Here is a 13,223-nt window from a genome sequence, read left to right as displayed (position 1 = left end):
TTGTCATGGGGTACTTTATGCATTAATGAAGTGGTTCTTGTTGTTTTTAAGAGTTTTTCTCTTGTGTTTTAACCGGGTGTAATGAAGGCTTTAGGTTCCATTTTATTAAAGAAAAAGCCATAAAAAAAGGTATGAAAAACATTGTCTTCATACCTTTATTAACTCATCGCTGACTAACTTTAGCTACGCGCTTTCGGTCTTGCATTCGCATATGGGTCAACACTTGCAGAGCTTGAGCTATTTGCAGAGGTGTTATTGTTACGACGACGTTGCGGCTTTTTCGCTGCGCCACTGGCATCTGAATTAGCATCAGAACGTGAGTTTTGACGAGAGTGATGTCTAGATTCTGGTTTACCTGATCTATCACTGCTGTTTTGGCTCGCATGCTTACGGCGATTTGGGTTCGGCTTTTTATGGTTGCTGTTGTGGCCACCAGCGCGATTCAAATTCGGCTCAGGCAAAGTATGACATGCTTCATAACCGGCAATCTGTTTACGTTCAATTACGCGCTTAATAAGACGCTCAATATCATGCAGTAATTTGACTTCTTCATCACTCACTAATGATACCGCTTGACCAGATGCACCCGCACGGCCAGTACGGCCAATACGATGCACATAATCTTCAGGCACATTCGGTAAGTCAAAGTTAACCACAAATGGCAGTTGGTCAATATCGATACCACGGGCAGCGATATCGGTGGCCACCATCACTTGTGCAGTGCCCGCTTTAAAGTCAGCTAAAGCTTTAGTACGAGCGCTTTGACTCTTGTTACCATGAATAGCAACCGCTTTAATGCCATCAGCTTCTAGGTTTTTTGCTAAGCGGTTGGCGCCATGTTTGGTGCGTGAAAAAACTAACACTTGATGCCAATCATTTTCTTTAATTAGCTTGGTTAGAATTTTAGCTTTACGGCTTTTATCAATGGCGTATACCGCTTGATCAACCGTGTTCGCTGTTGCGTTACGTGGCGTTACTGAAATTTCAACTGGGTTATTCACTAAGCCTTTAGCCAGCTCGCGAATTTCATCTGAGAAGGTGGCTGAGAACATTAAGTTCTGACGTTGCTTTGGCAACATGGCTAAGATTTTCTTAATGTCACGAATAAAGCCCATATCCAGCATTCTGTCGGCTTCATCCAAAATAAGCACTTCAAGCTGACTAAAGCTCAATACTTTTTGTTGGCATAAATCTAATAATCGACCCGGTGTCGCCACCAAAACATCAACGCCATTTCTTAGTGCTGCAATTTGCGGGTTAATAGATACGCCCCCAAATACCACTGCAGATTTTAGCGGTAAGTTTGCGCCATACGTTGACACGCTTTCAGCAACTTGAGCGGCTAATTCACGTGTTGGAGTTAATACCAAGGCTCTAACTTGTCCGCGCTGTGCACGTTGACCTTTTGAAAGTAATTCTAGTAGTGGCAGGGTAAAACCTGCTGTCTTGCCGGTGCCGGTTTGTGCTGCAGCCATAACATCTTTGCCTTCAAGTACAGCAGGGATCGCTTGTGCTTGAATAGCGGAAGGCGTGTCATAGCCTTGTTTTTCAACAGCTTTTAAAATTGCTGCACTTAAGCCAAGGGAGGCAAAACTCATAGAATGATCTCTTTGGTCAACGCTAACGTTGTTTACAATAAATGGGAGCCAGAATGTGGCGGGCGTGAAGCTTACCTGAATAGGTGCATAAGTGCTAATAAATCGCCAATTTAACCCTTGTCCTTAGGGCATGGCATCCACAGCAAACGCTGGTGTTAGCGGTACTTTCACTCAGCACAATGGCCGAAATCGATGAATAAGGATTAATCTTTGATGGCAAAGTCGGCTATTTAACATACAATGAAATACAATCACTTACCGAATGGAGTCGCGATAAATGAAACCGCAGTTTGCCGCGCAAGTTCATATTGAAAAAACGCTGGCTTGCCTTCGTGAACAAGCCTGTTCGGTGATTAAAAATATTTTGCTGATGTCTAATATTTCCAGCCAAGATGTGCAGCAGGGAATGAAAAAGTTACATGCCCACGGCCAAGTGGCACTGCATTTTCATCCCGATCGCATTGATAGTCGCGGGCTCAGTGTGGCTGCTGGGCTATTAAAAGATGGCTATTATAAAACCCAGTTTGAGACTCATATCTCCAATGGCCAGTTATCACCTGAATTAGGTGGCCCTCGAGATCATTGGGAGAACCAACTGTTTGGTCAATGCTACTCTGGGGTAAAACATCGGCCTAAGTATGGCGCTTTAGATTTAGGTTTTTGCCCATTAGGCCCAGCACCCCGTTTTGGTAGTTGTTACTTCATTACAAAGCCCCAAGTGTTATCTCGCTGCAGTTTTAGTTATATGGATTCATATCGCTTGCCAAAAGAAAAGGGCACGCTGCAGTGTTTTGAAGTGATTTTAGCGGCGTTACTTAGTGAAAGTTTTGAGCGCCATTATGCGCTGGGGCTGGCTAATATCAAACCAGCGCAGATTATTACGCATTTACAGCAGCTGCCTATGGAAGTTAATGCACGCTTTGCTCGCCAGCCCTTAGGTAATCTTGATCATTATATCGAAGCGCAGATCCACGGTGATGTATCACTGGATGATGATATTGCTTATCTGGTGGCAGACCCAAGTTTTAAACTCACTGAAGTGGGGGATTGCATGCAAGCCCTGTGTGAGGAATATGACATCAGATTGCTGTGGCATCAGGGTTATCAATTAACAGTTGATAGCGTGCCAAAAGATTTTCGTGGCCCTGATATGCCTGTACTTGCTCAAGCAATTGCGAAAGACGGCTTAATCACCGCACAATTAATTGGCAAAGCGGCAATGGATCTCACCTTAAAGCCAATGTTATGGAGTGAGCGCGGTAAGCAAGCACAGCAGTTACAGCAGTTGAAGTTAATCTGGCATGTGTTAGTGAAATTTGGTGCGATTGCGCCAACTGAGCCAACGGCTTAAGCGACTTGCTAAAGCCAGTAGCTAAATCAGCAGCCTGATAAGGCTAGCTAAAACGATAGGTTGCTCCGCCTTGGCGCTTGGATTTGTACATGGCAAAGTCAGCTGATTTAATCAAACTATCAAAGCATTCACCCGAATCAGGGTAAGTGGCGATACCAATACTGCAATTAACGTTTACCGATTGTTCGCCCAATTGAAAGGGCTTATATAAACATGCAATTAAGGTATCTGCCACAGCGGCAATGTCGTTGTTGTCGTGAATGCCTTCAATCATTAAGACAAACTCATCACCACCCATTCTAGCAATGGTGTCAGCATCTCTGATTTGGGCATTTAACCTGCGGCCCACTTCTATTAGCACTTGATCACCTTCGTTATGACCAAGGCTGTCATTGACCTTTTTAAAGTCGTCTAAATCAATATAAAACAGACAAAAACGACTGTTATTGCGTTTGGCTCTTTCGATATATTGTCCGACTCTGTCAGTGAGTAAGTGACGATTGGGCATTTGGGTGAGTTGATCGTAATAGGCAAGGTTTAATAACCGCTGGGCATCTTCAATGCGTTTGGTGATATCGCGGTTGATGCCGAGTGCGCCGAGAAACTGCTGTTGCTCATCAAACAGCGGGATACACATGGACTCAATCCAGCCTATGGTGCCATCTTGATGTTTAAAGCGAATTTCACCGCTCCACTTGCCATGCTTGGCCACTGCAGACATCACTTGTTCGGTGATAGATTCAGTATCCTCCGGCGAATGCAAAATACTGACGTGTTGACCCAGTATCTCGGCTTTACTATAGCCATATAAAGATTGAGAACCTGCGTTCCAATCGATCACAACACCTTCAGTGTCGGTGACCACCACAGCATCAAATAAATAATCAAATGCTTGGGCCCGCAGCGCAGGAAGATCAAATTGCATTTAATTGCATCTCCACAGTGAATTTTTAGTCATTAAAAAGGACTAACTAAATGTGGGTAGAATTAGGGTATTTGTCAATGGTTAATATTTGAACGTAGCAATGTTTATGGTTTTAGTCATGGGGAGTTTTTATGGCTCTGGTCATCAAAGCCGCTGTGGTTTTTAAGCAGATCTTTTAACCCTCTAAACAAGGTTAATAAGCTTTACCTACTATAATTTTTATTAGTATTGTGTGAGTCAGTTAACACTTCTAAGCTGGCGGCTGTAATCTAGGGCTTTAGCTTGCGATACTGCGGCAATTTTCCACACTTTACTGCGCCAATCTAGGCGTATTTCTCTTCAGGAATCTAATGGATAAAACTTTAGAAAAGTCCCTCACTCACTGGCTTAAATCGCAGAAATCATCTTGTGGTATTTTCCTTAAATTAGCCATTTTTACCGGGGCCGCTAATGGGGTGGCAATTGTTGCCCAAGCTTACTTGTTGGCGACCATCCTCCATGGGGTGATCATGCTGGAATTACCCATGGGCAGTTTTACGCTGCAATTTGGCGCTTTAATTAGTTTAATTCTAGTCAGAGCGGTGCTGGCATATGCTAGAGAGCGTTTGAGTTTTGAAGCGGGTAAACGCCTTCGTGGCGACATTCGTGAAGCTGTGCTCAATAAGCTCACCGATTTAGGTCCAGCTTTTATTAAAGGTAAACCAGCAGGGGCATGGGCCAGTGTGGTTCTTGAGCAAGTTGAAGATCTGCACGATTTTTATGCTAAATATTTACCGCAAATGATGCTGGCAGCGTTTATTCCGCTAATTATTTTAGTGGCGGTATTTCCGCTCAATTGGGCCTCAGGGCTGATCTTACTAGCCACAGCGCCGTTGATCCCCATGTTTATGATTTTAGTGGGCATGGGCGCCGCCGATGCTAATCGTAAAAACTTCAGCGCGCTGTCACGTTTAAGCGGCCATTTTATGGATCGCTTAAAGGGCATAAGTACCCTCAAGCTGTTTCACCGCGCAGAAGCTGAAGTAAAGCAAATCGAAACTGGCTCAGAAGACTTTAGGCAACGCACTATGTCAGTGCTGAGAATGGCATTTTTAAGTTCGGCGGTACTGGAGTTTTTTGCCGCGCTATCTATCGCTGTGCTGGCGGTGTATTTTGGCTTTAGCTACCTAGAGCACCTTAATTTTGGTCATTATGGGGTTAAAATTAGTTTATTTACCGGTATGTTTGTGCTGATTTTAGCGCCAGAGTTTTTTCAGCCATTACGTGATTTAGGCACCCATTACCATGCTAAAGCACAAGCCATTGGTGCAGCAGAAGCCTTGGTAGAACTTCTTGAACATCCTAATCCATTAAAGCAAGTTGACGAAAACTTTAGCGAGCAAACTGGCCAGCTGCGAAACACCGATCTCAGTAAAATTGTGATCACCGCAACAGATCTTGAAGTGCTCACCTTAGAGGGAAAACCCTTATTAGGGCCGATTTCATTTAGCATTAAAGCCGGCGAACATATTGCTATTGTTGGCCCAAGTGGCGCCGGTAAAACCAGTTTATTAAATGCCTTGCTGGGCTTTTTACCTTACAGAGGTTCACTGCAAATTAATGCCGCTGAGCTGAGTTTACTTGATAAAAACTATTGGCGCTCAAGGCTTGCTTGGTTAGGTCAAGACCCGCAGTTGTTCCATGGCTCTATCCGCGATAATGTCAGCCTAGGCAACGCACAGCTCAGCGATGCTGAGATTATGGCGTTACTGCAACAAGCCAATATTGCTGATTTTGTTCAGGCTCATCCCCAAGGGCTTGATGCCATTATTAGTGACCAATCAGCGGGTATTTCAGTGGGACAAGCTCAGCGTATTGCCCTTGCGCGGGCGTTGTCGCAACCTGCGAGCTTATTCTTGTTAGATGAGCCCACCGCCAGTCTTGATAACCAAAGTGAGCAACTGGTTAGCGCCGCCCTTAATCAAGCCAAGTTGCAGCAAACCAGCTTGATGATCACCCATCGATTAGACCAGCTACAAGATATGGATAATATTTTAGTGATTGATAATGGCAACCTTGTGCAACAAGGCGACTATAAAACCCTCAGCCAGCAACCGGGTTTATTCAAATCAATGCAGCAACAAGATGATGGTTTATCACTGTTTATTACTGCTGAATCTGATACTGACGCGGCAAACGTAAATAACCAAGCCGAAATGGCGCAGAGCATTGGCACTAAGGAGGATAAATAATGCAAGTTTTATATCCGTTCCTTAAATTGTTTAAACGCCAATGGCTGATGATGGCCATTGGCTTGTTTCTTACCTGTACTACTATCCTTGCGGGTATCGGTTTATTGTCATTATCGGGCTGGTTTTTATCCGCAACCGCCATCGCGGGTTTAACTGCAGCCACGGCATTAGCCTTTAACTTTTTTACTCCTGCTGGTGGGGTGCGTTTTTTCTCTATTGCCCGCACCGCAAGTCGTTATGGTGAGCGCTTAGCTACCCATGAGGCGACCTTTAAATTACTTACGGATTTACGGGTTTGGTCTTGGAAAAAGCTGTTTCCGCTTAGTGCCAGTAATCTGCAAGGGTTACGACAAGGCGACATGCTTAACCGTCTTGTGGCCGATATCGATACCTTAGATCATTTGTATTTACGCTTACTGGTGCCAATGACAGCGTCGTTATTGACCATCATTGCCTTGTATGCATTTTTATCTTGGTTTGATTTAACCCTAGCGTTAAGCCTATGTGGTTTGTTGCTGAGTGTGTGGATTGTGCTGCCATTGATATTCTATCGCTTAGGCAGAAAACCTGGTGAGGCTGTGGTAGATGCTAAGCGCCACTTTAGAGTGTTAATCCTTGATGTTATTCAGGGACAAGCTGAATTAAGCATTTTTGCAGCTAATGATCGTTATAGACAAAAATTACGTGATGCTGGAACAGCCTTATTTAACAGCCAAACAGCCATGGCCAATATTACTGGTTTTAGCCAAGGGCTATTAATTGCGGTGAACGGTTTTGCTGTGGTAATGATGTTATATCTTGCTGGACAAGGCGTTGGTGCGCAGGTGCCGCCAGGCCCCTTAATGGCGACAATGGTGTTTGCTACTATGGCGTCAATTGAAATGATGATGCCAATCTCTGGGGCGTTTCAGCATTTATCTAGCTGTGTGTTATCGGCTAAACGTATTACTGAAATTACCGATCAGCAAGGGGATATTCAGTACGGTGAGCGCCAATTTCAAGGGGGTGAATTAGCTGCTACAGAACTTGAGTTAAACGACATTCACTTTGGCTATCAAGCTGAGCGGTCAATTTTAACCGGGGTTAATTTACATATAACCCAAGGCCAAAAAGTGGCCTTACTTGGGCCAACGGGCTGTGGTAAATCAAGCTTGCTTGCACTGATCACCCGTGAGTGGATGCCGCAACAAGGTCAAATCAGATTATCAGGTCATGATATTGCTGACTATGACGAAGTGTCATTACGCAACGCGATGACAGTGGTGAGTCAGCGGGTGCATTTATTTGCTGGCACAGTACGCGATAACTTAACCATTGCCTTACCTTATGTTGAGGGGCAAAAGAAAAAGGCCAATGATCAGCGCTTAATCGCAGTGTTAAAGCAAGTGGGCTTAGGCACGTTACTTGAGTCCGTAACGGCTACAGATCGCGGTGAAGAAATTGGTTTAGACAGCTGGATTGGTGACGGCGGGCGTCAGTTATCAGGTGGCGAACAGCGCCGAATTGGGGTGGCTCGTGCATTACTGCGTGATGCGCCTATTTTATTGCTTGATGAGCCAACCGAAGGGCTTGATAAACGCACTGAACGGGAAATTTTACGCTTACTGTTTACGTTTGCTGAAGGTAAAACCTTACTGATGATAAGCCACAGACTCACCGCCATGGCTGAAATGGATCAAATTCATATGCTGGATAATGGGCTGATTGCCGCCAGTGGCACCCATGAAGACTTAATGCAAGATTGTGCTGAATACCAAGGTTTATATAAGCATTTAGCCAAAGAAGCTTAATAGGACTGGTATCGTTAGAAAGGACTGTTATCGTTTGAAAGGAATTGGAAAACGCTTTTGAAACGATAATGACAACAAAAAAACGCTAATCGACTTGGGATTGAACCAAGCGATTAGCGTTTTTTTGTTTTAGCTTCAAATTGAGCTGGTTACTTGCAGACTATAAAGATTGAAACTCATTTCTGGACAAAAGCTTGTTAGAGTTAAAGCTCTTAAGATGATGAGTCTCATTAGGGAAAGTATGACAATCGGATATGAGATAATGCCAATCTAAAGCTTTAGTCACCTAATAGAAGTTTTTGTTACATGGAGCTTTGCTCATGGCCCTGATTTATCTTATGTTGCATATAAATAACATGTAATAGTGAAGTTTTAAGTGGATCCAACCACAGAGCCTCACCTTTTTTGGCGCCAGTGATTAGATTCATTCGATTACGAACCATTAATATCCATGAAATATCAAAAACGGTAGAAAGAACATGTAACCCTAGCGAACTGATTAAAATTTTCTTCTCAGGTAAATAGAATAAACCAACAGCAAGAGTAATAAGTGAGACCGAGAACAAAACAATAGTTATAGTCATAAATACTTTTGAAATTTTCATTTCTGTATTTTCATTAATTTGCACTGAAAATGTATACAATTTATACATCAAATATCCCCCTAACGTCAGCATACATAGTATTATTGTTTTAAATACTGATTCTTCCTTGAAAATCATAAAATTATCCTTTTGATTGTTGTGTGAGTCAGATTGATATTTATCGGCCATGATATTCGCTCAATATCGGATTTTTGATTTAGAATTTTTCGCGCACAAATTTGAAATGAAGAATTAAAAGGCTTAGTGGCTTAATTTACTATAACTATAATTAACCTCACTCTTCATCTGGCGGATCACCACTATCCTCTTTTCTCTTATGTTGCTCCTGTTTCGCTTTTTCCACATTTTTAAATGCTGGGGGCGGGATCGGAAAAACTGAAATTAAGGGAAAATTGCCAAAAATATAAATGCTCCTTTGGACATTTTCTTACCCCAAATAACCATTTTATACAAAGAGTTAACTAAAATAAGAAATAGAATGACTCCAACACAGTATTGAAGAAGCACATCCTTTATACCAATTGAGTTAAGTAAATCCATTTTCACTCCATCTAGCCATATAAATTAGATGGGGATAATGTAGCCACTATTTAAGTAGTTTTAAGATGCTTATTTAGCGTGAGTTTCAATAAATACTCTAGCGCCGCAGGTTTTCCTAATCACTTATAGTGGTACTTATTCGAAATTATGTTAGTAAAACAACTCTATCTAATATCTATAAATCAACAAGATAGTGACACCTTCCAGTTTTAAGCTCCATGCCACATTAAACGATCAAATCATATTTTTAGATTGGCGGTTGAAAGATGACAAAGTACCAATTAACGATGCTTTTGCTGAAAAGCAAAGATAGGACAGGCATAGCTTATAGACTAAGCAAACCCATTTATCATTAGCTTTTCTAAAGCCAAAGCTTTATTCGGCCAACTTGCCTTTTGAGTTGCGAAACACATTTTGGGACATAAATGCGTTACAGCCACCAACTTTATACTTCGTTTATATTGGGGCAATTACTGTAATCCATCACTTCCATCACTTCCATCTAATCCATTGCCTGCCGCAGGCTTATGTGCAGATACAACTGCGAGACGCTGCAAGTACGTCCATGTAGGCTCTGCCAAAACATCCATGTTTTGGAAGCTCGCTGCTGCATCTACACTGGGATTATTGTCTCTTCGATGTGACTGTATTTGTGACAACTTAAAGGGCTAGAAAGCTTAAGTTGTATAGGTATTTTGATCTTCTAAGAATGCACAATTTGAATTGAGGTCATCGAGAAAAGGCCGTGAGCTTGGCATGGATGCCAAGCTAGCTTTCGTTAGGCCATGGATGGCCTATCGGAAGCGTTAGGGCTTTTCGACAATGACCGAAGGCGGCTAAAGATGAAGTTAAAAGCTGGATCAATCCCCGTTGAAAATATGCGATTTTCAGCATTTTTCGTTGGGGCTGCGGGGTGTTCTAAGAGGGAGTCGCAGTTCACTCCCTTTTAGTCTGGTGTGGGCGAAGCGCCACGACCTTGACTTTTTTCAAAATGATAACTTCAACATGGTACCAAACCTTGGGGGTAAAACTCAGTTAACCAGTCGATGCATCTGTTTATTATCAATAATCCTAACAGCTTTTCTCTCTAACGATGCATCACTTACTAGCTCTTTATCTTGTATAGCAACAGCTAGCATATTGTCTGCCACAAGCTTGCCTGTAATGGGTTTGTACTTGGCTAAAGGGCCGATAAATACCCCAGAGGCAATAGCAAAAAACTTTTGCCCTATATCTTCTAAGGTTCGCTGACTCGCACGCTCCCCTAATAACAAGCTTGGCTGAAATATCATTAGTTTAGGTAGGTTAAGCGCGACTAAGGCTTGCTGTACCTGACCTTTAGCACGATTATAAAAAATGCTTGAATTTGCATTGGCATCTAATGCCGTGACCACTGAAAAAGACCATGGCTTTGAACGGTTTCTGCTAAGTTGATGTTGTTGGATTAACTTAGCGAAATCAATAACTGCAGTCACATCTACTTTTTTAAAATTATCTTGGCTACCCGCTTGCTTAATGGTGGTGCCTAAACAACAAAATGCATGATCGATGTCGATCGGAATGGATAAACTGGGGATGTCTTCTAGCTGGCATTGAATAAAGCTGAGCTTGTCGATGCCGTGGGTGCCTTCAGCCAGTTGTGGCAGACGTCGACCTAAAACCACTACTTGCTGGTAGCGCTCATCAGCCAGTAATCCAAGTAACACATTTGCACCAATAAGCCCTGTGGCACCAATTATTGCAGCATTCATAATTTTCCTAAAGTACCAAGCCAGCATGTTGACTCTTTTTTATAAGCAGAGATTTTAGCATGGAATAAGCTTGTTAATACGGCTCAAAATAAGTGCGCAAAAGCGCTGCTGCATAGGTAGTTGAATAGGTAGTTGCATAGGTAATTGCATTGGTAATTGCAGGGTTATTAGTCCATAGCAGCTGCTATTGAACATTTATAAGTATTGGTTTTAGCATGGAATAAGCTTGTTAGTACGGCTCAAAATAAGTGCGCAGAAAGCGCTATTGCATAGGAAATTACCGGGTTATCAGTACATAACTGCTGTCATTGAACATCTAATAAGTGTCGGTTTTAGCATGGAATAAGCTTGTTAATATCATCAAGATAGCGCAGTATTTTGTGGCATAAATATAATGAATAAGCTGACCATTCAGTTTGAAAACATAAAAACAGGGAGACGTTATGGGATTATTTGATGCGATATTAGGTAACTCGTCAGAAGTTGATTTAGCAGAATTAGAGCAAGAGCTTGCGCCAATTTTGGCTGACAATGAGTCAGTGCATCTGGGTTATAAATTGATCCGCGATATGTTTGTGTTCACCGACAAACGGCTTATTTTAATCGACAAACAAGGCATGACGGGCAAAAAGGTGAGTTATCATTCAATTGCTTATAAATCGATGACTCACTTTATTGTTGAAACCGCAGGTACCTTTGATATGGATGCCGAGCTGAAAATTTATATTTCAGGCACAGAGCAACCCATAGTTAAAGAGCTAAAAAAAGGCACTGATGTGGTGGGCATTCAAAAAGCCATTGCTAACTTTTCACTTTAATTGCGAGTTAATGTGTTTTATAACAAAGCTGCCAGCTAACGGCTTACAAGAAACCGCAGGCCAACAACAATTACTGAGTTAACATATTGGCTGAGCCTTAACGCAATCATTATGTGCGTATGGTTAGGCCTACTTTACATATTGGATAACGCAAATGACCACAGATAACCCGCAACCATCACCTCTGAATGATGCCCCTAAATCCATTCAACTTGCGGTCGATTTAATTCAGTTACTTGAAGAAAATAAAATAGATACCACAACGGCGATTGAAGCATTACAAATCACCTTAGCTGATTTCAAAAAAAAGCAGCAACAGGGCACGTAATTGCCCGGAGTAACGGCTTGAGAACCACTCACATGGTCGAACTAAAATAATCAAGGAACAGATATGACCGAAGCTCACTTACCACTGACAGATTTCATCGAATATAGCCAAGCAGAGATGATTGAACGGGCGCAGCAAAACTATCAAAATGTAAAACGCCGTCATTCGATACGTAAGTTCTCTGATAGAGCGGTTCCTCAGCAGGTTATTGAGCAATGTATTTTAGCGGCAGGAACCGCGCCCAATGGCGCCAATCATCAGCCGTGGCACTTTGTCGCCATCAGCAACCCTGAGATTAAAGCGCAAATTCGCCAGCAAGCTGAAGCCATCGAACAAGCATTTTATGCCGGTCGCGGCGGTGAAGAGTGGCTCGATAATTTAAAGCCATTAGGCACTAATGCCAGCAAACCTTATCTAGAAACCGCGCCTTGGTTAATTGCGGTGTTTTCTAAAAAACGCAGCGAAGATAATGGTGAGCAAAAGCAGAATTATTACGTGCATGAGTCGGTAGGCATCGCCACAGGTTTTTTAATTCAGGCGCTGCACAATGCAGGCCTTGGCACCTTAACTCACACTCCCAAACCTATGTCGTTTTTAAGTAAAGTATGTGGCCGAGATAATGACAATGAGCGCCCCTATATGCTGATTGTGGCTGGTTATCCTGATGAGAATGCTACGGTACCAGAGCATGCTTTACACAAGAAACCGTTAACTGAGATTTGTGATTTTTTATGATTACTTCCAGCCTTGTAACCACTGGCTGGTTTGTTTTAACTCGCGCCAATTGATAGCAAATTCTTGACCGTTTAGCTCTGCTCTAATCAAGCATTCAATCACGTTTTGTTGTTCATCAAAACTGACTTTAGTGACCGAAAAGTGTTTTAGTTTTTCGGTCACATTGACCTTTGTCCATTTACTATGAAGTAACTTTTTTGGGTGTAATGGGTTCATTCATTTCTCCTAGTTGGCGGTCTATATCTCATCTGATTGTTTATTTACCTCATTACGTTATTACGTTGAATCGGGTTAAAAGGTTCAGCTATAGAAGGGTTCTGTTTCCAAACTCTGTTTGGATTAACATTGTGGTTTTTTCACATTCACACTTGCCCTCAATTTATTTTGCCATGTAAAAATCAAAGTCGTGGCGCTTCGCCCACACCAGAGTCAAGGGGGAAACTGCTTGTCCCCCTTAACAATCCCTCAGCCCCCGACGAAAAATGCTGAAAAGCGCATAATTTTCGATGGGGATTGATCCAGCTTCTGACTTCGTTTGTTGCTAACTTCGG

General features: G+C 42.5%; 11 protein-coding genes. 6 read left to right on the top strand and 5 right to left on the bottom strand.

The genetic code is table 11. The features are described from left to right. Nucleotides 1–179 precede the first annotated feature (179 nt). Nucleotides 180–1,598: a DEAD/DEAH box helicase gene (locus BCU91_RS17400; RefSeq protein ID WP_102532017.1), complete on the bottom strand. Its 1,419-nt coding sequence runs from the start codon at nt 1,596–1,598 to the stop codon at nt 180–182. Between the two features lie 277 nt (nt 1,599–1,875). Here BCU91_RS17400 and BCU91_RS17395 point away from each other — a divergent pair, with 277 nt between their 5' ends. Further along, a complete protein-coding gene (locus tag BCU91_RS17395) occupies nt 1,876–2,949 on the top strand; it encodes a DUF3626 domain-containing protein (RefSeq protein WP_102532016.1) in 1,074 nt (357 codons plus the stop codon). Nucleotides 2,950–2,992: 43 nt separating this feature from the next. On the opposite strand, the gene BCU91_RS17390 is transcribed toward BCU91_RS17395, so the two are convergent. Continuing rightward, a complete protein-coding gene (locus BCU91_RS17390; protein ID WP_102532015.1) occupies nt 2,993–3,874 on the bottom strand; it encodes a sensor domain-containing diguanylate cyclase in 882 nt (293 codons plus the stop codon). A gap of 350 nt (nt 3,875–4,224) precedes the next feature. Between BCU91_RS17390 and cydD the strand changes: the two genes are divergently transcribed. Both cydD and cydC read left to right on the top strand, forming a co-directional pair. Then, nucleotides 4,225–6,105 (top strand): cysteine/glutathione ABC transporter permease/ATP-binding protein CydD, encoded by a 1,881-nt coding sequence (gene cydD / locus BCU91_RS17385; protein WP_102476893.1) that lies wholly within the window; start codon nt 4,225–4,227, stop codon nt 6,103–6,105. Beyond that, nucleotides 6,105–7,895: a cysteine/glutathione ABC transporter ATP-binding protein/permease CydC gene (gene cydC / locus BCU91_RS17380; RefSeq protein WP_102532014.1), complete on the top strand. Its 1,791-nt coding sequence runs from the start codon at nt 6,105–6,107 to the stop codon at nt 7,893–7,895. Before cydD ends, cydC begins: the two co-directional genes overlap by 1 nt. A 302-nt stretch (nt 7,896–8,197) precedes the next feature. Here the strand turns inward: cydC and BCU91_RS17375 are convergent, their stop codons facing one another. After that, nucleotides 8,198–8,668, bottom strand: a complete 471-nt coding sequence (locus tag BCU91_RS17375; RefSeq protein ID WP_102532013.1) for a hypothetical protein — start codon at nt 8,666–8,668, stop codon at nt 8,198–8,200. Between the two features lie 1,403 nt (nt 8,669–10,071). Continuing rightward, a complete protein-coding gene (locus tag BCU91_RS17370) occupies nt 10,072–10,791 on the bottom strand; it encodes a nucleoside-diphosphate sugar epimerase (RefSeq protein ID WP_102532012.1) in 720 nt (239 codons plus the stop codon). A gap of 443 nt (nt 10,792–11,234) precedes the next feature. Here BCU91_RS17370 and BCU91_RS17365 point away from each other — a divergent pair, with 443 nt between their 5' ends. From BCU91_RS17365 to BCU91_RS17355, 3 genes are all read left to right on the top strand, one after another. After that, complete coding sequence (locus tag BCU91_RS17365) at nt 11,235–11,609, top strand: PH domain-containing protein (protein WP_102438386.1); 375 nt, start codon at nt 11,235–11,237, stop codon at nt 11,607–11,609. A 154-nt stretch (nt 11,610–11,763) separates the two neighbouring features. Beyond that, nucleotides 11,764–11,937: a YbaM family protein gene (locus tag BCU91_RS17360; RefSeq protein WP_102438387.1), complete on the top strand. Its 174-nt coding sequence runs from the start codon at nt 11,764–11,766 to the stop codon at nt 11,935–11,937. A gap of 63 nt (nt 11,938–12,000) precedes the next feature. Next, nucleotides 12,001–12,672, top strand: coding sequence for a nitroreductase family protein (locus BCU91_RS17355; RefSeq protein ID WP_102438389.1), 672 nt, complete (start codon nt 12,001–12,003; stop codon nt 12,670–12,672). Here the strand turns inward: BCU91_RS17355 and BCU91_RS17350 are convergent, their stop codons facing one another. Continuing rightward, complete coding sequence (locus tag BCU91_RS17350; protein ID WP_102438391.1) at nt 12,673–12,888, bottom strand: TIGR02450 family Trp-rich protein; 216 nt, start codon at nt 12,886–12,888, stop codon at nt 12,673–12,675. Between the last annotated feature and the right edge of the window lie 335 nt (nt 12,889–13,223).

The organism is Shewanella sp. 10N.286.52.B9 (assembly GCF_002873635.1).
In the GTDB taxonomy this organism is placed as follows: domain Bacteria; phylum Pseudomonadota; class Gammaproteobacteria; order Enterobacterales; family Shewanellaceae; genus Shewanella.
This window is presented reverse-complemented; position numbering and strand designations above follow the sequence as displayed.

What these genes read in the sequence shown, in the direction of transcription:
- BCU91_RS17400 (WP_102532017.1), bottom strand. Translation starts at nt 1,598, where the DNA reads ATGAGTTTTGCCTCCCTTGGCTTAAGTGCAGCAATTTTAAAAGCTGTT.
- BCU91_RS17395 (WP_102532016.1), top strand. Translation starts at nt 1,876, where the DNA reads ATGAAACCGCAGTTTGCCGCGCAAGTTCATATTGAAAAAACGCTGGCT.
- BCU91_RS17390 (WP_102532015.1), bottom strand. Translation starts at nt 3,874, where the DNA reads ATGCAATTTGATCTTCCTGCGCTGCGGGCCCAAGCATTTGATTATTTA.
- cydD (WP_102476893.1), top strand. Translation starts at nt 4,225, where the DNA reads ATGGATAAAACTTTAGAAAAGTCCCTCACTCACTGGCTTAAATCGCAG.
- cydC (WP_102532014.1), top strand. Translation starts at nt 6,105, where the DNA reads ATGCAAGTTTTATATCCGTTCCTTAAATTGTTTAAACGCCAATGGCTG.
- BCU91_RS17375 (WP_102532013.1), bottom strand. Translation starts at nt 8,668, where the DNA reads ATGGCCGATAAATATCAATCTGACTCACACAACAATCAAAAGGATAAT.
- BCU91_RS17370 (WP_102532012.1), bottom strand. Translation starts at nt 10,791, where the DNA reads ATGAATGCTGCAATAATTGGTGCCACAGGGCTTATTGGTGCAAATGTG.
- BCU91_RS17365 (WP_102438386.1), top strand. Translation starts at nt 11,235, where the DNA reads ATGGGATTATTTGATGCGATATTAGGTAACTCGTCAGAAGTTGATTTA.
- BCU91_RS17360 (WP_102438387.1), top strand. Translation starts at nt 11,764, where the DNA reads ATGACCACAGATAACCCGCAACCATCACCTCTGAATGATGCCCCTAAA.
- BCU91_RS17355 (WP_102438389.1), top strand. Translation starts at nt 12,001, where the DNA reads ATGACCGAAGCTCACTTACCACTGACAGATTTCATCGAATATAGCCAA.
- BCU91_RS17350 (WP_102438391.1), bottom strand. Translation starts at nt 12,888, where the DNA reads ATGAACCCATTACACCCAAAAAAGTTACTTCATAGTAAATGGACAAAG.